Origin of the sequence: Paraburkholderia sp. UCT70 (assembly GCF_050434085.1) — a bacterium.
In the GTDB taxonomy this organism is placed as follows: domain Bacteria; phylum Pseudomonadota; class Gammaproteobacteria; order Burkholderiales; family Burkholderiaceae; genus Paraburkholderia; species Paraburkholderia tuberum.
Genome location: NZ_JBNPVZ010000002.1, coordinates 2,734,990 through 2,760,187, shown reverse-complemented (window position 1 = coordinate 2,760,187; position 25,198 = coordinate 2,734,990). Strand labels below are relative to the sequence as shown.

Here is a 25,198-nt window from a genome sequence, read left to right as displayed (position 1 = left end):
AAGGACCATTGATGAACCTTCGTTTTACCGTTTCCACCCTTGCGTCCGTCGCGCTGCTGTCGGCATGCGGCGCCTGGCAATCCGTATCGGACGCGTCGTCGAGCGCTTATCACGCGGTGTTTTTCAAGCAGATCAAGGTGCTCGACATCGATCTGTCCGCGCGCGAAGCGCTGAACCCCGACGATGCTGGTCGTGCGACATCGGTCGCGGTGCGCGTGTATCAGCTGAAGGACCGCAAGATGTTCGATGGGGCGTCGTACGAGGATCTGCTGAAGAACGACCGCACGGTGCTCGCGCAGGACTTGCAGGCGAACATGGCATCGGTGCTGAATCCCGGTGCGTCGGCAAGCCTGTCGCAACCGATGCGGGCCGACACGAACTATGTGGCGGTCGTCGCGTTCTATCGCAATCCGGGTAGCGGGGATGGTTGGAAGTATGTGATCGAGAAGAAGAAGCTCGATGCGGACAAGCCGTTGAAGATCTCGTTGATGGATCAGTTTCTAGTGCCGGCGGGCAGTGCGGCCCACGATTAAGTGGGCCGCCGGCTCAATCCGTGCGACCGAGATAGCCCGGTAGCCCCAATGCAGAGTCGCTCCTGGCCAGCTTCAAGGCTTCCTTGAGCAAAGCTGTGAACTTCTCGTCGCTATCGGGCCGCGGCAACGTCGCGCGAAAGAAGTCGGCCCAGCGAAATTCTTCCAGCGGGACACTGGTTTTTTCATAGCCGCCGGCATCGCGGACCGCTGCCGCGAGGCTTCGGTATTCATCGTCCTTCATTTCCCACACGTGCTCCGCCAATTCGGCAAACGGCCGGCGCACGCCTTGCGCGTCATACGGAAAGGTCCATCGTTGGTTTTCCATGCTGAGCCAGAACGACGCCCACGTGTACGACGAAAGATCCCGCACCAGCACGACCGGAACCGAGCGCACGCCCACCTGCCACAGCGCCGCCGCCACATGGTGATGATCGATCGCGAACGGTATGCCGTTGGGTCCGCAGACGACCGGTATCGGCTTTTCGGCGATGGCCATCTCCAGGTCATGGCTGCTCAGAGACTGGTATTGGCGGGCTTTTTCGCGGACCTCCCGCGCGCCGTGGGTCATTTGTGTGGGATGGAGCTCTTCGATTTGCCGCGTGTCCATGTCGGTCTCCTTGTCTGGATGCGTTGACGCGGCTCCCGCAAATTTCATGCCACCGGGCGAGGCGTCGCCCACTTTCCGCCCAGACGTCTACGGCGCATCGTCCACGCACAGCACCGGATCGCTGACCAGACAATCCGCATCAGACGCGGCAGGTCCGCCGCCGCGCGTTTTCAACGACGTCTGCTGCGCGGCGATGCGCAATCCCTTGGGTAGCAGCACCCACATGCGCAGCCGCTCTTTGGTGTGGCTCGCCTGGGTCTGCGCGGTTTGACCGAAGCCGTAGAAGTAGTCGGCTCTGACTGCGCCCTGAATCGCACCGCCCGAATCCTGCGCGAGCATCAGGCGATTGATCCCTCCGGGTGCCTGAGGGTCGTCACGCGTGGACACGAATACCGGCGCGCCGAGCGGCGTGGTGCGCGGATCGACGGCCACCGAGCGGCCCGCCGACAGCGGCACGCCCAACGCGCCCAGCGGACCGTTCGGTGAATCGGGGATCACACGAAAGAACACATAGCTCGGATCTGAAACCGCATACACGGGATGAGGTTTCGGCGGGTTCGACGCATGGGCATCGGTTCCGGCGCCAGTTGCATTACCGGCACCGTGTCCGCCAGCGGAGCCCGTGACCGCCGGCGTGACCGCGCCGGCGGTCGTTGGCGTGGTCGTCGCCAGGGTGAAACCGCGCAGCAACGGCGACGTGGGTTCGTCGTCGTCACCGTCGGCGGGCGCCGCGTTGCTTCCGTTGCTCGTAGCGGGCGCGCCGTCGTCGCTGATGTCGACCTCGATCTCCATGCCGCGCACGACGAGCTTGCGCGCGCCAGCCGTCGCGTTGCCGCTGTGCGCGAGCGGCGGCAGGAACGGCCGGCCGTTCTGTTCCGCATAGGCGAAGCGGCGAATCGAGCCGTCGCTCATGCGGACCTTGCCCGCGCCTTGCAGCTGCATCGAGTACAACATCACGGGGTCGTCGACATAGGCGAGGATCGGCGCCTTCAGTGCGCCGCGCTCGATCTCGGCGCGGGTGTAGTACGGCACGATGCGCCCGCCATCGAGCCGCAGTCGAATCTTCTTGTCGCGGATATCCGGCACGCTATCGCGCAGGTCCAGCGCGTAGACGCCTTTGAGGTCGCCACTCGTCGTATTGCTGAGCGGGATCACGTTACGTCCATCGATGCGAGCCGCGCTCACGTCACCTCGCGCGCGGTCCGGCAGGCGCCGCGCGTCGAGGTAGAGCATGTCGGCCGGCGTGCCATAGACCGGATAAAGGTAGGCGCCGCCGTACTGCTGGCTGCCATTGAGCAGCGGCTCGTAGTAGCCGGTCATCGTACCGTCGAGCGAGCGGTCGGAATTGCGGATCTGGTACGCGTTGAAATACGTTTCGAAGAATCGCCGGATCGCCGCGACGTCGCCTACGTCCACCGCTCGCGCGGCATTGCACGGTTCTGACCAGCCGCTGCGCGCGCCGAGCACGGTGCAGCTGCGGCGAAACGCTTCCCATGACGCGGTGACGTCGTCCGTGTCCCACCCGGGCAAGTCGGCGAAAGCGATCGGCTCGTAGTAAGCGTGGCGCGTGGCGAAGCCGCCGCTCAACGCAGCCTTGGGACGCGGGTTATTCGAGCCGGTGGACGCGCCCGAGACCGTCGCGTGTGTCGTTACGGGAGCCGGCATCGGCCCAGGCATCGTCGGCGGCGCGAGTGGCGATGCTTGCGCCATCGGCGTCACCTGCTCGACCGGCGACGTCGCGGTATGGCTCGCGTCCCCCAGAATGACGCTGGTCGCGGGCGTGTTGCTCGCGCAAGCCGCGAGCGTGGCTGTCAGCGCAAGCAGGAGAAGCTGAGCCCGTCGCATGCGGCCTCCTTGCGGACCATCGCGAACGTCGCGCGCGCTAGCCTGGCGGCTTGATTGCATCGATGGTGAACGTGGCGGCGCCGAACGCGCCGGCGCAATCCGCCGTACCTGCCGGGCAACGCGGCTTGCCCGCGAACGGCGAGTAGCGCGGGCCGCGACGCGCGGCCGCTTGCTGCTGGGCATCAGCGGGGAATGACTGGAATGGCGCCGCGGACTTCAATCCACCGTCGGAAAAATCGCGCGGCGTCGTCGATACCAGCGTCAGAAAGTGGTTGGGACCGGGCGGGTTGCCCGCCAGCATCGGCCAGCTGGCGCGCGGCAACGACAGCGTCTGACCGGCGGCGATCCGGTTGTTGCGATCGAGTCCGTTCGGAAACAGCATCAGGTACTGACCGTCCGGATCGACCATGAACACATACACGTAGCCCGCGCGGTTGCTGTCGAGTTTGAACTGCAGATAATCCTTGCCGATCGTGGCGGACGTGCTGCGCGGTGTGGCGGTGATCTGAATCGATGGATCAGCCAGCGTCACGATTCGCTCGAGTTCGCTCGCGGGGGTGAAGGGCGCGAGGTTGTCGGCCTGTGCGGGTGGTGTGGCGGGCGCGGCAACCGTGGCGGGCGAGGCAGGAGCAACCGGGGTAACCGGGGTAACCGGGGCAACCGGGGCAACCGGGGCAACCGGGGCAACAGCAGCAACGGATGCCGGGCTTTGAGCGGCATTGCCAGGCCTCGGCGAAGCCGTGTCGCGCGCATCCGTGCTTGCCGTGACAGCCGGGCTCGCGGCCGGTGGCGAACGCATGGCAAACCACGTACCGACCGCCGCGAGCGCCACGACGCAAACGGCAGCTGCTGCGATCAAGCCCGTGCGTTTCTCTTGACTACCGCCTGGCGCAGGAACGGCCGCTGTGTCTGGCTCATTGCGCTTCGCCTCGACTGTCGCGGCCGTCGTTGTTCGCGGCGCACTGGCACCCGCTGTCTCGACGGAAGCGCGAGTCGTGGGTTCGATCGCCGCATCGGCGTCATCACGCGTATCGATGGCAATGCCCAGTTCGTCCGCCAGCGCCTGAACGCTTTGCGGGCGCTGTTCGGGGCGGACCGCGAGCGCATGGTCGATCGCGCGCAGGAACCGCTCGCTATAGCGGCCGGCCGCTGCCGTGGCGAGCGGCACATACGTGTCGCTCATCAGTCTGCCGACCGACGGCGGCGGTGTCTTGCCCTGAATCGCGAAATAGATGACCGCGGCGAGTGCGTACACATCGGTCCACGGCCCCTGTTTCAAGGCCGCCACTTCGGCATATTGCTCGACGGGCGCATAGCCGGGCTTCAGGATCACCGTCAATGCCTGGGTCATGTCGCCGATCACGCGCCGCGCCGCGCCGAAGTCCAGCAGCACGGGGCGGCCGCTGCCCTTGAGCAGCATGATGTTGTCCGGCGCGATGTCGCGGTGATAGCACTGCGCCGCATGCAATACCGCCAGCGCTTCGAGCAGCGGCGCGAGCAGGGCGCGCAGCCATGCTTCATCGGGTGGGGCACTCATGCGGCGCAAGCCGTCGCGCAGCGTCACGCCCTCGTAGTACGGCATCACCATATACGCGGTGCCGTTGGCCTCCCAGAACCGGTACACCTTGACGAGCGAATGATGATCGAAGCGGGCGAGCAGCCGAGCCTCGTTGATGAAGCTTTTCAGGCCGGCGCGAAAGGTGTCTTCATGACGTTCCGAGCGGACCGACACTTCGGCCGCGCCGACGCGCGAGGCCAGCGCAGCGGGAATGTATTCCTTCAGCGCGACATGACGTCCTAGCTGGGTGTCGTAGGCGAGATAGACGATACCGAAGCCGCCTTCGCCAATCAGATCGACGATCTCGAACTCGCCGAGCCGTGTGCCGGCGGGCAGCGCATGTTGCGCGTTCGAACCCTGCGCGGCGGGGCGGGTGACGACTGTGCGATCGGCGTGCGCCGCTTCGGCGGGGTTCTGCTGGCCGTCCGGTCCGGACGCCCGTTGCACGATCACGGTTTTGTCGTCGGGGCTGCTCATCGGCTTTGGCTCCCTGGAGGGTACGACGGCAGAGCCCGGCACACGCGAGCGCCACCCTCACGCGCAGGCGCGTCCGTCTTTAAGACGAACGAGCGGGTCATTTTTTGAAATCACGCGGGCGCGCGGGCCTGAGCGGTGGTCCGCGTGCGGCCGCCGGTTTCAAAATCGGCCGGCCGGATTCGTCTATACGGTGTTAGTCAACCGCTGCGTGCAGCTTGCGGGTTGTACGCGCATTCCATCCCAGCCGCTTCCTTTTGCCTTCTTGCAGGAAGTTAAAGTGAACGAGCGCCAAGGCTTATCGAGCGGGATGGCACACCGCGTCGTGCGACGCGACTCGCGGCGCGCGGTCGTCGCATGGGCACACCGGATCGACGCCGCGTGGATCACGGGCGCGCTCGTCATGGGCTCGACGCTGCTGGGCGCGGCGGGCAATACGCTGGCCGCTGGCACGTCCGCCGCCGCGGCGCGGCCCGCGAGCGCCGTGGCCCTCGCGCCCGAGTCGTTCGGCTTTCGTCAGGCCGATGAACGCGAACGCGACGCCGAAACGATCAACACGTTGACGTCCGAGGGACGTCTGCTGCTGTCGCGAGACCGCGTCAAACTCCCTGCCTACGACTATTGCAGCATGTCCGTCGCGGCCGCCGAGCGCGGCGACTTCCGCGACAGCGTCGATGCCGCGGCGCGCGCCCTGGTGGTGGCCGGGCAGACCAACAATGCGGATCTGGCGGCCCTGTCCAAACGCGATCTCGCGATCGCCTACAGCTATGCCGGCGACCTCGACAACGCCGAACGTTACGCCCGCGATGCGCTCGCTTCGACGCCGAAGGCGCCCGAGCAGGTCTTTGCTCCGGCCAACAAGGTGCTCGGCGATGTCGCGTTGCGCCGGGGCAAGCCGCAGCAGGCGCTGGCCGCCTACGAAGACGCGCTCACGACCGCCTCGCCGCGTTACAAACCGCTGGTGCTGATGTCGATCATCAACGCGCAGCTCGCCGAGGGCGATACGCCTGGCGCGCGACAAACCTTCGATGCCGTCGGCGCACCGGCCACTGCGGAACTCGCGCCCGCCTACCGGCGCATCGAAGGCAATCTGCTGCTGGCCGAAGGCAAGCCCGAGGATGCGAAACACGCGTTCGAAGCGCTGTTGAGCCAAAGCGGCAATTCCAGCGACGCCAACTACGACCGCCTGTGGGCCCACGAAGGAATCGGCCGCGCCGATCTCGCGCTCGGCGACAAGCCGCATGCGCGCGAAGCCTACCTGCTGGCCGTCGACGACTCCGAGAAAATCCGCACGCGGTTTCGCAGCGACGAGTTCAAGACGGCGCTGTTCGGCGACACGCAAACGGTATTCGAAGAGGCCATCGCGCTGACGGTCGAAGCCGGCGACTACGAGAGCGCCTGGAGTCTGTCCGAACGCAGCCGGGCGCGTGCGCTGCTCGACGTCGTGCGCAACCGCGTCGACGCCGGCGTCGACGACCGTCAATTGAACGGGCAGGTGCCGAGTCTTGCCGCGACGCGCGGCGCGCTCCGGCCCAACGAGGCGATCGTCGAATTTCACAGCCTGCCCAACGAGTTGATCGTCTGGGTGGTGCGCAACGATGGCCTGACCGGCCACACCTTGCCGATCGCGCGCACGGACATGGATGCCGCAGTGACCGACCTGCGCAATGCGATCGTGCGCCGGCGACCGGCCGCGCTGACCTATGGCGACAAGCTCGATGCGTTGCTGATCGCGCCGCTCGGCTTGCGCGCGAACGAGCGGCTCATCATCGTGCCGCACGGCGCGCTGCACTATCTGCCGTTTCAGGCGCTGCACGATGCCGACGGCTTTCTGATCGAACGCCATGCGATCGCACTCGAACCATCGGCGAGCGTCGCGGTACAACTCGCGCAACGCCAGCAGAAGATCGCGAGCGATCTGGTCGCGTTCGGCAATCCGACCATCACACCTGCCTATGCGCTGCCAGGGGCCGAGGCGGAAGTGCAGGGCATCGCGCCGCTGTTCGCGCGCAACGAGGTGTTTCTGCATAGCGACGCCACGCGCCTGAGCTTTCGCGACAACGCGCCCGCCGGACGCGTGTTGCACGTGGCGACGCACGCCCAGGCCGACACGATCGATCCGTTGCACTCGAGCATCCTGCTCGCGCCCGCGACGCAGCCGGCCGACGGCCCGGACTCGCTGCTGGCGAAAGACATCTACAACCTGAAGCTCAACAACGTCTCGCTCGTCACGCTGTCGGCCTGCGAGACGGGGCTTGGCCGGATCGCGCGCGGCGACGAAATTCTCGGCTTCACGCGGGCGTTCTTCTATGCCGGCGCCACCAGCCTGATCGTGTCGATGTGGCCGGTCGCGGACGAATCGAGCGCGCTGACGATGCGCACTTTCTACGCGCAACTCGCGCAAGGCCATGACTCGATCGACGCGATGCGCACCGCGCAACTGGCGGTTCTGCACACGCCGCGCTTCGCGCATCCGTTCTTCTGGGCGCCGTTCGATCTGATGGGTGGCTGGCGTTTGACCATCGCGCGTCAGCAACAGGGATGAACCCAACAGACCCTAGACCGATGAACAGACTCCGACTGATCGCCGCGGCGGTGTCCTGCAGTAGTGCGCTCGCGTGGGGCCAGACGCTGCCGAACGCGGGCAGCATCCTGAACCAGACGGCGCCGCGCGAGACCCGGCCGGCGCCGCCGGGCGGCAATCAGGCGTTACCCGCCGTGCCGCCGCCGGCGGCCCCCGTGACGGCGCCCGGCCCGACCTTCCTGCTGAACAGCATCAAGTTGAAGGGCAACGACACGATCGCCAGCGACGCGCTGCTTGCGCCCGTTCAGGACAAGCTCGGCAAGCAAACCAGTTTCGCCGGGCTCGAAGAGATTGCCGCGCGCATCACGCAGATTTATCGCGATCACGGCTATCTGCTCGCCCAGGTGGTGATCCCGCCGCAGGACGTCACGTCCGGCAACGTCGAAATGAGCGTGCTCGAAGGGCGCGTCGGCCATGTGCGGCTCGACATCGCGGCCGGCACGCCGATCCGCGAAGACCTGTTGCGCGCGCGGGTCGCGCAGATTCCGTTGGGCAAGCCGCTGCAGCAGCACGAACTCGAACGGACCATGCTGCTGCTGTCCGATCTGCCGGGTATTCAGGTCTCCTCGGCAATCGAAGCGGGCGAGGAGCCGGGCACGGTCGATCTGACCGTCAACGTCGCGCCGGCCAAACGCTGGACCTTTGCGCTCGATGTCGACAACTTCGGGGCGGAGTCCAGCGGTACCTGGCGGCTCGGCGCGCTCGCGCGTCTGAACTCGCCGTTCATGATCGGCGACAACCTGGACCTGCGGCTGCTCGGCACCGAACGCGGCGACACCCTTTACGGGCGCGTCGGCTACGAAGCGCCGATCAATGCGCAAGGTACGCGCGTCGGGGTCGTGGTGTCGCGGCTCAACTATGCGCTCGGCCAGGAATTCGCGTCGCTCGACGCGCAGGGCGAGGCGACCGTGGTGGACTTCACGCTCACGCATCCGCTCGTGCGCACACGCGATCAGAGCCTGTTGGGGCGCGTCAATCTGGAGTATCGCGACCTGATCGACAACGTCGGCATCGTCGATCAACACAATCCCAGATCGCTGGTGGAGGGCAGTATCGGCCTGAGCTATGAAAGCCGCGACGCGCTGTTCGGCGGCGGCTTCAATAGCGCGGATGTCGAGCTGTTGATCGGCAGTCTGCATTTCCGCAACGCGCAAGCCGAGGCGCTCGATGCCTCGCCGCTCGGGCGCGACACGCAAGGCACCGAAGTGCGCGCCACTTTCTTCGCCAACCGCCTGAACGCGATCACGGAGCGGCTCAGCGTATTCGCCGGCGTGTCCGGCCAGTGGGCCGGAACCACGCTCGACAGTTCGTCGCGCTTCCTGCTCGGCGGCCCGCACGCGGTGCGCGCTTATTCGCCGTCCGAGGCACTGGTCGACGAGGGGTTCGTCGCCACCTTCGAAGGGCGCTTCGCGATCGATGCGCGGGCGACCGTGTTCACGTTCTTCGACTTCGGTACCGGTTGGTACAACGCCACGCCGCGTCCGGGCCAAGGGTCGAACGTGATCACGCGCAGTGGCGCAGGTCTCGGCGCATTCTGGGCCGCGCCGGGCGGCTTTTCGCTACAGGGCACGGTCGCATGGCGCACGACCGGGCCCGATACGACCGGCAACGACAGGCTGCCGCGCTTTTATGTGCAACTGACCAAGACGTTCTAGCTGGCAGCCAAGCGCAACGAAACGAGACGAAACGAAACGCAACGACAAGCAGCAGCAATCTGTGCCGAGGTGTGCGATGAACAAGCGATGCAATGTGCGACCGGGGCATGTGAGCACGATCGCCGGCGCGGTCGCCGCGTTGTTCGCGGCGTCGTATATGCCGCTCGTGCTCGCGAATCCGACCGGCGCCCAGGTGGTGGCCGGCACGGTCAGCATCAACTCGCCGGGCGCGGGACAGATGCACATCACGCAGGGCTCGTCCAATGCGATCGTCAACTGGAACGCGTTTTCGATCGGTAGCGGCGAAGCGGTCAGGATCTCACAGCCGTCGGCTTCCGCCGCGCTGCTCAACCGCGTGACGGGCAACGACCCCAGCTTGATCGCCGGACGCCTGCAGGCCAACGGCAAGGTGTTTCTCGTCAATCCGGCGGGGGTGATCTTTGCGCCGGGATCGTCGGTGAACGTGGGGTCCATGATCGCCTCGACACTCAATATCTCCAATGCCGATTTCCTTGCCGGCAACTTCCATTTCGTCGGCTCGTCCGCGGCGGCGCTCAGCAATGCGGGGTCGCTGACGGCGGCCGCGGGCGGCACCATCGCGTTGCTCGGCGGCACGGTCAGCAATAGCGGCACGGTCAGCGCAAAACTGGGCAGCGTCGCGCTGGGCGCGGGCAACGACATCACCGTCGACTTTGCCGGCGACGGTTTGACCACCCTGAAGATCAACCAGGGCGCGGCGCACGCGCTGATCGGCAATACCGGCACGCTGGCCGCCGACGGCGGCACCGTGGTGATGAGCGCACAGACGGCCGACGCGCTGGCGGGCACCGTCATCAACCAGCAAGGCATCGTGCGCGCGCAGAGCCTGAGCGAACACGACGGCCGCATTCTGCTCGACGGCGGCACGAACGGCGTGACACAGGTGGGCGGGACGCTCGACGCCAGTGGCGGCGCGGGGCAAACCGGCGGCAGGATCGACGTGACCGGCTACGACGTGGCGCTGCTGGCCGGAGCGTACGTCGATGCGAGCGGCGCCGTGGGCGGCGGAACCGTGCACTTCGGCGGCGGCCCGGCGGGTGCGGACCCCTCCGTTCGCAATGCCAATGCGATCTGGATGTCGCCGACCGCCAGCCTCCATGCGGATGCGCTCGTCGACGGCAATGGCGGCAACCTCGTGGCTTACAGCGAAACGGCCAGCCGCATTTACGGCACGTTGACCGCGAAGGGCGGGCCGCAGGGCGGTAACGGCGGCTTGATCGAAACGTCCGGCCACACGCTCGACACGACCGGCATGAGCGTCGACGCATCGGCGGCGAAGGGGCAGGGCGGCAGGTGGCTGCTCGATCCGTTCGAGGTCGACATCGTGACGCAGGTGCCGGATGTCACCGCGGCGCCGGTCCCGACACAGACCGCAACCGATTCCAACACCATGACGTTCGGGCCGATCACGGGCAGCACGTTCATCCTGAACACGGCGCTTACCGGTCCGCTCAGCCTCGGCACGTCGGTGACAGTACTGACAGGGACCGATCCCAACTTCGGCGCGGGCGACATCGTCGTCGACGCGCCGCTCAACCTCACGACCGGCACGCTTCCCGCCACGCTGAAGCTGAGCGCGACGGGATCGGTGCTGGTCAACAACACCATCACGTCGAGCGCGGGGCCGCTCAGCCTCGTATTCGATGCGAACGTGGGCGGCACGAGTCCGCTCAGTCTGGTCTCGTTCCGGGGCGTTACGGTGAAGACCAACGGCGGCAGCGTGACGTTGGGAAGCGGTGGCGCGAGCCCGGTCCTGATCCAGAACTCGAACATCGACACCGCGGGCGGCGATCTGACGGTCACCGGCACGTTCCCGATCAATGGCGTGGCGATTGGCTATCTGATCACGTCGTCGTCGGGCATTTTCATCGACTCGTCGACCATTTCCACGGAGGGCGGCGTGTTCTCGCTGTCGGGTGTCGCGCTGGGCCCGAACGCCAAGGGTGTGGCGATCAACGGCACCAGCTCGCTCTCGACGACGAGCGGCGCGCTTCGCATCACCGGCACGGCTACCGCCGGCGGCGGAGGCAACGACGGCGTGATCGCGCAAGGTGACAATACGATTCAAACCGGCAGCGGCGCGCTCACCATCAGCGGCGCCGGCAGTTCGAATATCGAGGATCAGGGCATCGGCGTGCTTCTATCCGGCACTTCAGCCAGCACGACGAGCGGGGCACTGAGCGTGAACGGCAGTTCTTCTGGCAGCAGCGCGATGGGCGTGTTCCTGACCGGCGGCGCCACGGTGGGCGAAGGTCCCGCGTTGCAGCCCGGGCTCAGCAGTTCGGGCGGCGCGATCACGATCAACGGTAGCGTGGCGCAAAGCGCGCAAGGGGGCTTCGGCGTCGAGATTCAGAACACCACGATCTCCAACACGACCGGCTCGATCGGCGTGACGGGCAATGTCACCGGTACAGCCGCCGGCGGCACCTTCGCGGACGGCGTCTATTTCTATGGCACCACGTTGAGCACCGGCAGCGGCGACATTTCCGCCGCCGGCAGCGTGTCGTCGAACATGAACGTCAGCATCGGCCTCGACATGCATGGGTCGTCGGTCCAGTCGACGAGCGGCAACCTCAAGTTCACCGGACAAAGCGTGGGAGCCGCGGTCAACGGCGACTCGGTGATCGGGCTGATGTTCGAGAACACGCTATGCGTGGACTGCATCCAGACAGCCCCCGTATCGGTGACGACCGGCACGGGCACGGTGAGCCTGTTCGGCAGCGGCACCGGTCCGTTCGTGCAGGGTGTGCTGATCACCGACGGCACGACGATCACGTCGACCAACGGCGGGGCGATCGATATCCGCGGCGCGGTGAGCGGCCCGGCCGGCAGCAGTCCGAACCTGCAGAACGACTATGGCGTGCTGATCGCCAATGGCGCGATCAGCGCGACCGGGACGCGTACCACCACGATCGGCATTGCCGGTTCGACCACGACGTCCGATCCGGGCGTCGCGATCGGCCTTGCGGTGCCCGAGATCGAGCAGAGCGAGTTTGGGCTGATCAATCCGACCTCCATCGTCACCGGCGGCGGCGTGACGAGCGCGGTCGCCAATGCCACCGCCGACAACGTGACGATCTCGACGACGAATCCCGCTTCGATCGTGTTGCGCGCATTCAACGACGGCACGGCGAGCAGCCTCGCCATCACGCAGGCGACGCTGTCGTCGCCGGGCGGCGTGCTGTCGATCATGCCGGCGTCGGTGGACCCGTCGAGCTTCACGATCACCGCTCAGAACGCGACGCCGATCACGCTGCTCGGCACGGGCGGCGGTCTCAGCATCGACGCCCCGACTTTCTCGACCTTCGCGTCGATTCCCAGCATCGTGCTCGGGTCCAGCACGCAAACCGGGCGCATCACAGTGAACGGGCAGTGCGTATCGGGCGGCTCGACTTGCGTGCCGCCACGTCCGGGCTTCGCGAACAATCTCACGCTGTCCAACCCGGGCGCGGGCAGTCAAGGGATCGCGCTGACCTACGGCATCTCGACTCCGGGCCACACCTTGATGCTGCTGTCGGCCGGTCCCGTCACGGACCCTGGCGGCATCCAGGCCGCCGGGCTGATTCTCGCCGGCCCCGGTACCTTCACGCTGACCGATCCGCAAAACGACGTCGGCGTGCTGGCGATGGCCAACGCGGGGAGCGTCGACTTCTCGAACTCGCATGGCTTCGTGATCGGCCCGCTGACGAGCCAGACGTTCGACTCCGCCGCGAGCCAGTTGAGCCCGATGAGCGTGACGAACTCTACGCTCACCGGCAGCCTCGTCGCGACCGCTACGACCGGCAATATCGGGCTGGGCGCGAGCACGCCGTCCGCGACGGCTCCGAATACGAATCTGAGCGCGGTCGGCTCGATCGATCTGGTGATGGAGAACGGCGTGTTCGTCGATGCGAACTCCGGCACAGTTGGCGCCGGCAACGCATGGCGAGTCTGGGCCAGCACCTGGAACGGCGAGACACGCGGCAGCGTGCAGCCGAACACCGCGCAGCCCAATTTCTACGGCTGCCTGTTTGGCTCTGGCTGTAGTTGGGGCGGCACGGTGCCCACCACCGGCAATCATTTCGTCTATGTCGCACGGCCGACGGTCACGGTCAGCGCGGACGGCGCGACGCGCTACGTTGGGGCGCCGAACCGGGCGTTCACCTACGCGACGAGCGGCCTGATCAACGGCGATACCGCCGCGGGCACGTTGAGCGGCTCGGAGACGACCACGGCCACTCTGACTTCACCGGCGGGCGGCTATCCGATCGACCCCAACTTCACGTCCACTGTGGGCTATATCGTCAACGAAGTGCCGGGCACGCTGACGGTGATTCCGTTTCAGAGCACGATCCTGAATCCGCAGGGCCCGATCCCCAATCCGGTCGCGCAAAGCGGTCTGCAGACGTTTTTCAGCAGCCAGGAGCAGACGTTCGTCTACGAAAACAATCTGCAGGGCACCAACATCTGCATCGGCTCGAACCAGCCGCTCTTCAGCACGACGCCGCCTGGCGAGAAACAGGACATCCTCGCGGTCGAATGGAAGCGGGTGCGTTCGCAGCCGAACCTGAACAGCTGCATGCTGACGAACGCCCAGCACGGCTGCGGTGACTTCTAGCGGGAGCCGGGCGAAGCGGGCGGGACGGGTGGCGCGGCGCCTGCGGGCGAATGCAGCGCGCGCAGTTGCGCGATGGCGGCCTCGGCGCTCGCGACGAACCGTTGCGAGAGCCGCCATGCTTCGACGACCTCCTGATGGACGGGCTGCTCCATCCCGAGGTGAATCCGGAAGAATCGTTCAGCGTGGATGGCCGGGTGGTAATGCTGGCGCACCCGCTTCGCGTCGATCAGCCGCCGGTTGCCGAACAGCCTGCTCAATGCCCACGAAAACGCGCCGTCTTCTCCGCCGACGCGACGAAAGAACGCGTCGAGCGGAAACCCGCCCAGCGCGCGATACACCGCCCGCCGGATCACGAGACTGCTCGGCACGGTGTTGCTGAGGATCGCCGCGTATTTTTCGAAATCGGGGTGCTCGACGATCGCGCGCGGAAAGCCCGCATAGTCGACATCGAGCCGCACCGATGCCTCGCCCGGACAACGCTGCAGATAGCCACTCGCCGCGGCCAGCGCGCCGGGCAGATATTCGTCGTCGGCGTCGATGAATCCGAGCAGATCCTCGGTCGCGTGCATCGCGGCCCAGTTGCGCGCGGCGGCGACGCCGCCGTTCACGTGCATGCGCAGTACTTCCACGCGCGCGTCGAGGCGGCCGTAATGTTGCGCGACTTCGATCGAAGCATCGGTCGAGCCATCGTCGACGACGATGATTTGCGCCGCCTCCGGCTGGATCAGGCAGCTTTCCAGTGCGCGGCCAAGCGTTGCCGCCATCTGCAGACAGGGAATGATGATCGAGATCGGCATGATGCGAGCCCCGTTCCGATGCTGATCCGCTGCGTTACGCCTGTGCCGGGCCGGGCATCAATTGCGTCGCCTGGGCGTCGTCGCCGACCCACACCGCGAACGCCGTGAAGTTGTCGTGATTCGTGCTGGCGCTCGCGCGCACCTGTTGCGCGAGCGCGTCGAGCCAGGCGCCGGGTGTCGCCGCATGGGCCAGCGCGTCGGCGATGCCGGCGTCGTCGGCGTACTCCCACAGGCCGTCCGTGCAGATCAGGAAAGCGTCGCCGTCATGCAGTGGGAAAGTACCGTCGACGCCCGCAATAGATAGTGCGTCGCGCGTGCCCAGCGCCGCATACAGCACGTTGCGGCGCGGATGATGACGCATCTCTTCCTCGGCGAGCAGCCGCGCGTCGACCATCTGCTGAACCATGCTGTGGTCGCGCGTGCGCGCGCAGATCTCGCCGTCGCGGAAACAGTAGAGGCGGGTGTCGCCGCAATGGGCCCACGCGGCCGTCGCGCATTCGCGGTCGATGGCAAGCACCACGGCCGTCGAGCGCATGTCTTTTTCATTGCCTTTGCCGCGCAACTGTTCTTCGACGATGTTCTCATTGGCATGCGTGAGCGCGCTGATCAGCCGGTCGCCCGTCGGCGGCAATTCGGCCACGGTCAGGTAGCGCAAATCCGCCAGCACCGAAGCGACGACGAGGCGCGAGGCGGTGTCGCCGCCGCCGTGTCCGCCGGCGCCGTCGGCGACGACGCAATAGTAGAGCCGTTCGCTCGACCAGTCGCCGAACGAATCTTCGTTGCGCGGGCGGTCGCCCCGGTCGGTCAGGCTTGCGGTGGCAAGTTGCACCGTTGACCTCTCATATGCTCGTGGTCTGTCGAGCTCATTCCTGCGCGTGCGACTGCGCGGACAGAATGCCCAGAACCAGCAGGATGACGATGCGATTGCCCGGCGAGATGTCGATGCCGAGGCTGTGCTCGATCCATTGGCCGATTTGCGTGCGGGCGAAGTCGGCGGGTATCGAGCCTTTTTTCAGCGTGACGCCAAGCTTGCGCGCCCGGTAGTGATACGACGCGATGCCGTAACGCGCGGCCACCTGCGACAGACCGCCTTTCTCGTTCGACAGCCAGCCGAGACTGCCGGCGAGCAGCATGCGGTCGGCGTCGTCGAGCGAAGCGATGAAATGCGACGCGGATTCGCGTACCTCGGCTTCGTGCAGACCGTATTGCAACAGGACCGAGCCGATCGGATCCGGATGAAAAGCCGTTTGCCGGTCGATTTCGAGCATCACGTCGCCTTCGTCGAGCGACACGTTGCGCTGATGGCTCGCGCTGCGCAGACAGTCGATCAGATAGCGGCGGAAATAGGCGCACACGGCATGGCTGGTCGAAGGCGCGCTGTGCAGCGGGAAAGTGGGCAATGCCGTCGGCGCGGTATCGAGGCGGAACACCTTGAGATAGAGGAACTGCGAGATCAGTTCTTCCTTGTCCTCGCCAAGCGCCTGCAATTCCGACGGATGGTAGCCGGTCAGCGCGCGGCGCACGATCGTATAGATCGACGCCATTTCGTCGTGGCTCAGGCAGGTGCGGCGTTGCCACAGGTCGGGCAGTGCGCTTTCTCCAGCGTGGTCGGCAATTGCAGCGCTTTGGATATCTGCCACTTTTCACCCCGAGGTGGTGAGCCCCGCTTCTTAAGGGCGGAGCCCGGCTGCTGACACTACCCATTTCGCCGCGTTTGTGGTGCGCCGGTTTTCTGTCCCCAATGAATCCGGCACTCGCTTTGCCGCCATATCGGGCAGATGCGCGTGCCAAACGCTGCAATACCGGCAATTCCGCCGTGCAACCGGCGCGTGATTGGAAAACAGACTTAGTCTATTGGCACGTTTTATTTATTACAAGGTAAAACTTAATATGTTATTCACCGCTTTGGCGACAGGTTCTATCGCTATCAGGACTAACCCTAAACGCAACGTAAGCGCTTACCGGCAGTCCAGGAAGGTCAAATTTTTTACAAAATACGAGCACCTGATTCGTTTACCCAAATGTCGGCCGATCCCGCCAATCGACCGTCCTGAAAGGGCGCGCTGGTGAGGTCGTAAGACGACCGTCCGAGCTTGTGATTGTAATGGTGCCAGAACGAAAGGGTTAAAACGTCTTAAGTGTTTATGGAGTTGAATGGTATTACATATACTGTTTCGCTTAATTAAACAAAATCCGTTTCGTTTCTATTGCTATCCGGCTTTGATTTTCCGGGCTGCGTGCTATTCTCATATCGGATTGCCGCCGAGAAAGGACAACGCTCGCTAAAAACATCGCAATAGCTGGCGAAGGCAATCTAATCAGAGTTAACACGTATTTCCGGGAACGCTGATTCCCGGCGGGCAAGGGCAACCCGTACCGGTCACTTACGGTGCGTCGAGACTACTCATCCGAGACCGATACCAGACATGGCCACGCTTCTCGCGGGCGAAATGCTTGCCGACCTATCAGCTGCCAGTCCATGCGGGGACGACCTCGAGTACGACCCTGACTTCCTTGCGCTCGAGCAGGTCGTCCACGGCAAGCCGGAGGTGCAGTTCGGCGAGACCATGGTCGCCGCCACGCCGCCTGACTGGAAAGTGGCCGAAGCGCTATCGCTCGATCTGCTCGCAAAAGGCCGCGACTTGCGCGTCGCGGTACACCTGGCGCGCGCGCTACTCAATCGCCGTCGTTTCGCCGGCTTCGCCGAGGGCCTCGCGCTCGTCGAAGGCCTGCTCGAACAGCGCTGGGACCATGTCTATCCACAGCTCGATCCCGACGACGACAACGATCCGACCGCCCGCGTCAACGCGCTCGCCGCCCTCGTCGAACCGTCCGGCATGCTGTTGGACGTGCGCGACGCACCGCTCGCGTCGTCGCGCGCGCACGGTGGCGTCAGCTTGCGCGACATTGAATATGCGACCGGCGAAGTGCCGCTGCCCAAGGGCGTCGAGGCGGCGTCGCTGAGCTCGATCGACGCGGTGATCGCCGACGCCCAACAAGACGCCGCCGAAGCGCACACGGCCTTGCTCGCGGCCACGCATAGCGCGATGCGCATCGAGACGGTATTGACCGAGCGTGTCGGCGCGGCGCGCTCCATCGATCTGTCGCCGCTATCGAGGCTGCTGCGGCGTGCAGCCGACTTTCTCGGCGAGCGTCTCGACGTCCCGGGCGGAGCGCCGCAAGTATCGCCGAACGGCGACGTGACCCTGGGCGAAAGCGTCGGCGCGGCGCCGGCACCCGTGCCGCTGTCCGGCGACATCACGGACCGTCAGGACGTGATCCGCATGATCGACAAGATCTGCGCGTACTACGAGCGTCACGAGCCCTCCAGCCCGTTGCCGCTGCTGCTGCTGCGCGCGCGCCGGCTGGTCGACAAGAACTTCATGGAAATTCTGCAGGACCTCGCGCCAGAAGGCGTGCGCCAGGCCAGGCAGGCCGGCGGTATCGAAAACGAGTAAGCAGTCAGGCGGGGATGGGCTTTTTCGCTTCTAGCAACGCCAGTCATGCGCCACGCTGCTCGCGGCCGTGCGGCGTCAACCAGGGGAATGGTCGTGGCCAAGGAAAGCAGCCAGAAATTCATCGCGCGCAATCGAGCGCCGCGAGTTCAGATCGAATATGACGTCGAAGTCTACGGGTCGGAGAAAAAGGTCAATCTGCCCTTCGTCATGGGCGTGCTGGCCGATCTCTCCGGTCAGCCGGCGGACCCGCTCGCGCCGGTGGCGGATCGAAAGTTTCTCGAGATCGACGTCGACAACTTCGACGAGCGTCTGAAGTCGATGAAACCGCGCGTCGCCGTGCAGGTGCCGAACGTGCTGACCGGTCAGGGCAACCTCGCGGTCGACATGACCTTCGAGAGCATGGACGACTTTTCGCCCGCGGCGGTCGCGCGCAAGGTGGACGCGTTGTCGAAGCTGCTGGAGGCGCGCGGCCAGTTGCAAAACCTGCTGACCTATATGGACGGCAAGACCGGCGCCGAGGAGCTGATCGCGAAACTGCTCAACGATCCTGCGTTGCTGCAGTCGTTGGCGTCCGCACCGAAGCCGCAGCAATGAGCGTGATCTACAGGGGAGTCTGACCATGGCTGAACCTAGCACCCAAGGGCAAGCGCAACCCGGCGAGGCGTCGCTTGAAACGAGCGATTTCGCGAATCTGCTGCAAAAGGAATTCAAGCCGAAGAGCGAGAAGGCGAAGGAAGCCGTCGAGACGGCGGTGCGCACGCTCGCCGAACAGGCGCTGCGCGATACGAACGTGATTTCGGGCGATGTGCTCGCGACGATCGAATCGCTGATCGCGCAGATCGACGAGAAGCTGACCGCCCAGATCAATCAGATCATCCACTCGGAAGAGTTCCAGAAAGTCGAGAGCGCGTGGCGCGGCTTGCACTATCTGGTCAACAACACCGAGACGGACGAGACGTTGAAGATCCGAGTGATGAACGTATCGAAGGGCGATCTGTACAAGACGCTCAAGAAGTACAAGGGCACCGCGTGGGATCAAAGCCCGATCTTCAAGAAGCTCTACGAAGAGGAATACGGCCAGTTCGGCGGCGAGCCGTATGGCGCGCTGGTGGCCGATTATTACTTCGACAACGGCGGGCCCGACGTCGATCTGCTGACGCAGATATCCAGGATCTCGGCCGCCGCGCATGCGCCGTTCATCGCCGGCGCCGATCCCGCGGTGATGCTGATGGATTCATGGCAGGAGCTGGCCAATCCGCGCGACCTGACGAAAATCTTTCAGACGCCTGAGCATGCGGCGTGGCGCTCGCTGCGCGAATCCGAGGATGCGCGCTACGTCGGTCTCGCGATGCCGCGTTTTCTCGCGCGCGCGCCGTATGGCGCCAAGACCAATCCGGTCGAGGAATTCGATTTCGAGGAAGACACGGCCGGCGCGGACAGCGGCAAATACGCATGGGCCAATGCCGCCTATGCGATGGCGAGCAATATCAACCGCTCGTTCAAGATGTACGGCTGGTGTTCGCGGATTCGCGGCATCGAGTCGGGGGGCGCCGTCGAGAACCTGCCGGTGCACGCGTTCCCCACCGACGACGGCGGCATCGACATGAAGTGCCCGACCGAAATCGCCATTAGCGATCGCCGCGAAGCCGAACTCGCGAAGAACGGCTTCATGCCGCTCGTGCACAAGAAGAACTCCGATTTCGCCGCCTTCATCGGCGCGCAGTCGCTGCACAAGCCCGCCGAGTTCGAAGACCCCGATGCCACCGCGAACGCGAACCTGGCCGCGCGTCTGCCCTACCTGTTCGCCTGCAGCCGCTTCGCTCACTACCTGAAGTGCATCGTGCGCGACAAGATCGGCAGTTTCAAGGAGAGGGACGACATGCAGCGCTGGCTGCAGAACTGGATCCTTCAGTACGTCGACGGCGATCCGGCGCACTCGACGGAAGAGTCCAAGGCACGACGCCCGCTCGCGGCCGCCGAGGTGGTCGTCGAGGAAGTCGAAGGCAATCCCGGTTATTACACGTCGAAGTTTTTCCTGCGTCCGCACTACCAGTTGGAAGGCCTGACCGTATCGCTACGGTTGGTTTCGAAGCTTCCGTCCGCCAAGGCGGCATGACGGAAATCCCCATTCAGTGACGAATTGCTTTGAGCGGAGAAGAAGATGGCCATCGACATGTTCATGAAGCTGGGCGATATCAAGGGCGAGTCTCAGGACAAGACCCACAAGGAAGAAATCGAAGTGCTCGCGTGGAGCTGGGGCATGAGCCAGAGCGGCACGATGCACATGGGCACGGGCGGCGGCGCCGGCAAGGTGTCGGTGCAGGACCTGTCATTTACCAAATACAGCGACAAGGCGAGTCCGCCGATCATGGCAGCCTGCACCAAAGGCACGCACATCGACACGGTGTTGCTGACGGTGCGCAAGGCAGGTGGCGACAATCCGCTCGAGTACTACAAGATCACGTTGAACGGCGTGCTGATCAGCTCGTATTCGACCGGCGGCTCGGGCGGCGAAGAACGCTTCACCGAGAACGTCACGCTCAACTTCGAAAAATTCCATGTCGAGTACCAGCCGCAAAACGCGAAGGGCGAGAAGGAAGGCGGGGTGGTCGAAGTGAAATGGAACATCCCCGCCAACGCGACTACCTGATCGGCTGACCGCAAAGGGCGACTGCACTGCGGCGGTCCTGCCGTCGCAGTGCGGCGGCGGGTGGGACGACTCGAGCCAGACCGGAGCGAACCGGCATGAACGCAGAAGAATGCTTGCGCGAAGGCGATCTGGACGGATGTCTGCGCGAATTGCAAAAACAGGTTCGCAAGGATCCGTCGAAAGCCGCCTATCGCGTCTTTCTATTCCAGTTGCTCGCGGTGACGGGCGCCTGGGATCGCGCATTGACGCAACTGAACGTCGTCGGCGAACTCGACGCGGCCGCGTTGCCGATGGTGCAAACCTATCGTGAAGCGTTGCAATGCGAGGCGCTGCGCGAAGCGGTGTTCAAAGGCGAGCGCGCGCCGCTGATCTTCGGCGAGCCGACCGGCTGGCTTGCGTTGCTCCTCGAGGCATTGCGGCTCGACACCGCGGGCGATAGCGGCGCGGCGGCCGCCGCGCGCGCGCGGGCGCTCGACGAGGCGCCCGCCACCGCCGGCGCATTGAATGGCGAACCGTTCATGTGGCTCGCCGACGCCGACAACCGGCTCGGCCCGACACTCGAAGCCGTGCTGAACGGCCGCTATTACTGGATTCCTTTTTCGCGCATCAAACGGATCGAAATCGAGCCGCCGTCCGACCTGCGCGACCGCGTCTGGATGCCGGCCGTTTTCACGTGGGCCAACGACGGCCAGGCCGCCGGTCTGATTCCCGCCCGCTATCCCGGCACGCTCGCCGAGCCGAATCGAGCGTTGTGGCTCGCGCGCCTGACCGAATGGATCGGTGACGATCCCTTGCTCGCGCGGCCGGTGGGACAGCGTATGTTCGCCTCCGATGCGAACGACTACGCGCTCTTCGACGTGCGCACCATCGAACTGACGAGCGGCGACGCGCCTCCCGAACACGACGGCGCGGCCGCTGCGGATCATGGCTGAACTGACCGCGCGTGATCGCCTGCAACCGTCGCTGCTCGACCGGCTGACCGATCTCGAACCGGAGGCGAAGCAGGAAGCGCGCGAGCGGCGCGTTCTGTCGATGCGCGCGCTGCGCGAAAGTGTGCAGCGCGACCTCGGTTGGCTGCTGAACGCGAATGGCCTCGCGTCGGTGCAGGATCTGAGCGGCTATCCGTATGTCGCGAAATCGGTGATCAATTTCGGCCTGCCGGACATTGCCGGCAAGACCGCCTCAGGCATCGATCCGTCGCGGCTCGAGCGGCTCGTGCGCGATGCGATCTGGGCGTTCGAGCCACGCATTCTGCGCGACACCGTGCGGGTCAGTTCGATGCAACTCGAAGAGACGACCGGGCGCCACAACACCGTGTCGTTTCTGGTGGAGGGCGATCTGTGGGCGCAGCCGTATCCGGAGCGGCTCTACTTCAGGACCGAACTCGACCTGGAAGTCGGCGAAATCCGCGTGATCGACCAGGGCGGGCCGCGCTGAAGCCATGAATCCAGACCTGATCAAATACTACAGCCAGGAACTGCAGCATCTTCGGGAGATGGGCGGCGAGTTCGCGCGCGAATTTCCGAAGATCGCCGGGCGCCTCGGACTGGAAAACCTCGAATGCGCGGACCCCTACGTGGAGCGTCTGCTCGAAGGCTTCAGTTTCCTCGCGGCGCGTGTGCAACTGAAGATCGACGACGAGTTTCCGCGCTTCACCCAGCATCTCGCGGAGCTGGTGTACCCGCATTACCTCGCGCCCACGCCGTCGATGGCCGTGGTGCAGATCCAGCCGGACCTGACCAGCTCCAATCTCGCGGACGGCGTGCGGGTTCCGCGCGGCAGTACGCTGCGCAGCGTGCTCGACAAGAACGGCTCGACGCGCTGCGAATACCGCAGCGCGCACGAACTGACGCTTTGGCCGCTCGAAATCGCGGAAGCGCGGTTTTTTACGCACGCGGGCTCGCTCGGTGGCATCGACAGCGCGCTGCCGGCGAGCATGGCGGCGGGCGCCGCAATCAAGGCCGGCCTCAGGCTGCGCCTACGCGCCACCGCTGGTCTGAGAATCAACCAGCTGAAACTCGACCGGCTGACGCTGTATCTGCGCGGCACGGACGGGATGGCCACGCGTATCCACGAGCGTCTGCTCGGTTCGGTGAGCGGCGTCGTCGTGATGCCGGCCAAGCGTCCGGCGTCCTGGCATGTGCAGTTGCCGGCGAGCGCGCTGCGGCCGCTCGGGTTTGCCGACGATGAAGCATTGCTGCCGGTCAGCCGGCAGTCGTTCCAGGGCTACCGGCTGTTGCAGGAGTATTTCGCGTTTCCGCAGCGCTTCATGTTTCTCGCCATCGACGGTTTGCACGCGGCGTTGCGGCGTTGCGCGGACACCGAAATCGAAGTCATCGTGTTGCTCAAACGCGGTGATCCGCTGCTCGAACAATCGCTCGATGCCAATAATTTCGCGCTGCATTGCACGCCCGCGATCAATCTCTTTCCGCGGCGTACCGATCGCATCGCGCTGTCGGACGAACAGTTCGAATATCACGTGGTGGCCGACCGCACCCGGCCGATGGACTTCGAGATCTATCAGATCGAGAGTGCGACCGGCTATAGCGCGGGCGCCGGCGGCGAGCAGCGCTTCGAGCCGTTCTATCACGCGCGCGATCTCGGCGCCACCTATCGCGCCGGCGCGTACTACCAGGTGCGCCGCGAAAAACGTCTGCCGTCGGCGCGTCAGCATGAGCGCGGCACGCGCACGAGCTACCTCGGCAGCGAGATGTTCATCGCGCTGGTGGACGCGAGCAATGCGCCGTTTCGCGCTGACCTGCGGCAACTCGGCTTGCAGGTGCTGTGCACGAATCGCGACCTGCCACTGACGATGCCGGTCGGCGTCGGCCCCGCCGATTTCACGCTAGATGTCGAAGCGCCGGTGCAGAGCGTGCGCTGCGTGAGCGGCCCGAGCCGGCCGCTGCCGTCGTATGCGCACGGGGCCGTGGCGTGGCGGCTGTTGAGTCACCTGTCGTTGAACTACTCGTCGCTGCTCGATAACGATGCACAGGAGGGCGCCCGCGCGCTGCGCGATCTGCTGAGTCTCTACTGTCCCGCCGACGAGATCGCGAGTCAGCGGCTGATCGAGGGCGTACGCTCGATCGATTCGCGCTCGGTGACGCGACGCTTGCCAGGCGCGGGGCCGATCGTATTCGGCCGCGGTCTCGAAGTGACGCTGACGCTCGACGAAGCCGCGTTCGAAGGCGCCGGCGCGTTTCTGCTCGGTGCCGTGCTCGCGCAATATTTCGCGCAATACGTATCGATCAACTCGTTCACCGAGACCGTCGTGAAGACGCTGTCGCGCGGCGAGATCATGCGCTGGCCAGCGAGGGTCGGACAATGCCGGACGCTCTGACACTGTTGCGCCGGCTCGAAGACGATGCGCGCCGCTTCGACTTCTTCCAGGTCGTGCGGCTGCTGGAGAACGCGTATGCGGACAAGCCGCGCGTCGGCGAGTCGATGCAGCCGCGCGACGATGCGATCCGTTTCGTGCAGGAGCCCGAACTGGTTTTCCATCCGACGACGCTCGGTGACTTCACCCCCGCCGGCGAGCATCACGCCGCGCGCCTCGCGGTCAAGTTCTTCGGCCTGCTCGGGCCGCACGGTCCGTTGCCCACCCATCTGACCGAGTACGCTCGCGACCGCACCCGCAACGCGAACGATCCGACCTTCGCGCGCTTTCTCGATGTCTTTCACCACCGGATGGTGTCGCTGTTCTATCGCGCGTGGGCCAATGCGCAACCGGCCGTGAGTCTCGACCGTCCGGGGCGCGATCGCTTTTCCTTTTATGTCGGCAGCGTGTTCGGGCTGGGCGAGCCGACGCTGCGCGAGCGCGACGCGGTGCCCGATTTCGCCAAGCTGCACTTCGCCGGATTGCTGGGCGGGCCGACCCGTCCGGCCGCCGGTTTGAAACTCGTGCTGGCGCGCTTTTTCAACCTGCCGGTCGACATCGAGCAGTGGGTCGGCCATTGGATGACGCTGCCCGCGAATTCGTTGTTGCGCCTGGGCGCACCGGACGGTTCGGCCGCGCTCGGCGTGTCGACGCTGCTCGGCGCGCGCGTCTGGGATTGCCAGCATAAATTCCGCATCGTCATCGGACCGTTGAGCCGCGCTGATTACGAGCGCTTCCTGCCGGGCGGCGAGAGTCTGAAGCGCCTCATCGACTGGGTGCGCAATTACGCGCGCGACGGGCTCGATTGGGATCTCCGGCTGGTGCTGAAACAGGAGGAAGTGCCAAGCCTGAAGCTCGGGCGCCACACGCGGCTCGGTTACACCACCTGGACGCTCGGCCGCCCGGCGCGCGGCGATCAGCGTCAGCTGGTGTTGCGGCCGACCGGTCCGGACGGCCGTTCACGGATTGCCGTGGCGGCCCGCGAGGCGTCCGCGGGGGCGCCGCCATCGACATCATCGAGGGAATAG

General features: G+C 65.3%; 18 protein-coding genes. 12 read left to right on the top strand and 6 right to left on the bottom strand.

What is annotated here, in order from left to right:
- Positions 1–11 precede the first annotated feature (11 nt).
- A complete protein-coding gene (gene tssJ, locus OKW41_RS14985; RefSeq protein ID WP_429573011.1) occupies positions 12–533 on the top strand; it encodes a type VI secretion system lipoprotein TssJ in 522 nt (173 codons plus the stop codon).
- 13 nt (positions 534–546) lie between these two features.
- Here the strand turns inward: tssJ and OKW41_RS14980 are convergent, their stop codons facing one another.
- The 3 genes from OKW41_RS14980 to OKW41_RS14970 form a co-directional block, all read right to left on the bottom strand.
- Entirely contained in the window at positions 547–1,140 is a 594-nt protein-coding gene (locus tag OKW41_RS14980) for a ParB-like protein (protein WP_429443917.1), read from the bottom strand.
- 87 nt (positions 1,141–1,227) lie between these two features.
- Positions 1,228–2,985 carry a murein transglycosylase A gene (gene mltA / locus OKW41_RS14975; protein WP_429573010.1) on the bottom strand — a complete coding sequence of 586 codons (1,758 nt, stop codon included), beginning with the start codon at positions 2,983–2,985 and terminating at the stop codon, positions 1,228–1,230.
- Between the two features lie 37 nt (positions 2,986–3,022).
- Complete coding sequence (locus OKW41_RS14970; protein ID WP_429573009.1) at positions 3,023–5,020, bottom strand: protein kinase domain-containing protein; 1,998 nt, start codon at positions 5,018–5,020, stop codon at positions 3,023–3,025.
- A 277-nt stretch (positions 5,021–5,297) separates the two neighbouring features.
- On the opposite strand from OKW41_RS14970, the gene OKW41_RS14965 reads away from it, so the two are divergent.
- The 3 genes from OKW41_RS14965 (at position 5,298) to OKW41_RS14955 (ending at position 13,892) form a co-directional block, all read left to right on the top strand.
- On the top strand, positions 5,298–7,562 hold the full coding sequence (locus tag OKW41_RS14965; protein ID WP_429573008.1) for a CHAT domain-containing protein: 2,265 nt from the start codon (positions 5,298–5,300) through the stop codon (positions 7,560–7,562).
- A gap of 20 nt (positions 7,563–7,582) precedes the next feature.
- A complete protein-coding gene (locus OKW41_RS14960) occupies positions 7,583–9,256 on the top strand; it encodes a ShlB/FhaC/HecB family hemolysin secretion/activation protein (RefSeq protein WP_429573007.1) in 1,674 nt (557 codons plus the stop codon).
- Between the two features lie 76 nt (positions 9,257–9,332).
- Positions 9,333–13,892, top strand: a complete 4,560-nt coding sequence (locus OKW41_RS14955) for a beta strand repeat-containing protein (protein ID WP_429573006.1) — start codon at positions 9,333–9,335, stop codon at positions 13,890–13,892.
- Here OKW41_RS14955 and OKW41_RS14950 read toward each other — a convergent pair.
- From OKW41_RS14950 to OKW41_RS14940, 3 genes are read right to left on the bottom strand one after another with little or no spacing between them, the layout of a single operon-like run.
- Positions 13,889–14,689 carry a glycosyltransferase family 2 protein gene (locus OKW41_RS14950; RefSeq protein ID WP_429573005.1) on the bottom strand — a complete coding sequence of 267 codons (801 nt, stop codon included), beginning with the start codon at positions 14,687–14,689 and terminating at the stop codon, positions 13,889–13,891. The genes OKW41_RS14955 and OKW41_RS14950 overlap by 4 nt on opposite strands.
- A gap of 34 nt (positions 14,690–14,723) precedes the next feature.
- Positions 14,724–15,518 (bottom strand): PP2C family protein-serine/threonine phosphatase, encoded by a 795-nt coding sequence (locus OKW41_RS14945; RefSeq protein WP_429573004.1) that lies wholly within the window; start codon positions 15,516–15,518, stop codon positions 14,724–14,726.
- Between the two features lie 34 nt (positions 15,519–15,552).
- On the bottom strand, positions 15,553–16,329 hold the full coding sequence (locus OKW41_RS14940) for a hypothetical protein (RefSeq protein ID WP_184062845.1): 777 nt from the start codon (positions 16,327–16,329) through the stop codon (positions 15,553–15,555).
- 786 nt (positions 16,330–17,115) lie between these two features.
- Here OKW41_RS14940 and tssA point away from each other — a divergent pair.
- The 8 genes from tssA (at position 17,116) to tssG (ending at position 25,198) form a co-directional block, all read left to right on the top strand.
- Entirely contained in the window at positions 17,116–18,147 is a 1,032-nt protein-coding gene (tssA, locus tag OKW41_RS14935) for a type VI secretion system protein TssA (RefSeq protein ID WP_429573003.1), read from the top strand.
- 87 nt (positions 18,148–18,234) lie between these two features.
- Positions 18,235–18,741, top strand: a complete 507-nt coding sequence (gene tssB, locus OKW41_RS14930; RefSeq protein ID WP_018422997.1) for a type VI secretion system contractile sheath small subunit — start codon at positions 18,235–18,237, stop codon at positions 18,739–18,741.
- 25 nt (positions 18,742–18,766) lie between these two features.
- Positions 18,767–20,263: a type VI secretion system contractile sheath large subunit gene (gene tssC / locus OKW41_RS14925; protein WP_187616311.1), complete on the top strand. Its 1,497-nt coding sequence runs from the start codon at positions 18,767–18,769 to the stop codon at positions 20,261–20,263.
- 45 nt (positions 20,264–20,308) lie between these two features.
- Positions 20,309–20,797, top strand: a complete 489-nt coding sequence (locus OKW41_RS14920; protein WP_429443907.1) for an Hcp family type VI secretion system effector — start codon at positions 20,309–20,311, stop codon at positions 20,795–20,797.
- A gap of 95 nt (positions 20,798–20,892) precedes the next feature.
- Complete coding sequence (locus OKW41_RS14915) at positions 20,893–21,729, top strand: type VI secretion system accessory protein TagJ (RefSeq protein WP_429573002.1); 837 nt, start codon at positions 20,893–20,895, stop codon at positions 21,727–21,729.
- Positions 21,722–22,234 carry a type VI secretion system baseplate subunit TssE gene (gene tssE / locus OKW41_RS14910; RefSeq protein ID WP_429573001.1) on the top strand — a complete coding sequence of 171 codons (513 nt, stop codon included), beginning with the start codon at positions 21,722–21,724 and terminating at the stop codon, positions 22,232–22,234. The genes OKW41_RS14915 and tssE overlap by 8 nt, the downstream gene beginning before the upstream one ends.
- A gap of 4 nt (positions 22,235–22,238) precedes the next feature.
- On the top strand, positions 22,239–24,134 hold the full coding sequence (gene tssF / locus OKW41_RS14905) for a type VI secretion system baseplate subunit TssF (RefSeq protein WP_429573000.1): 1,896 nt from the start codon (positions 22,239–22,241) through the stop codon (positions 24,132–24,134).
- A complete protein-coding gene (tssG, locus tag OKW41_RS14900) occupies positions 24,119–25,198 on the top strand; it encodes a type VI secretion system baseplate subunit TssG (protein ID WP_429572999.1) in 1,080 nt (359 codons plus the stop codon). The genes tssF and tssG overlap by 16 nt, the downstream gene beginning before the upstream one ends.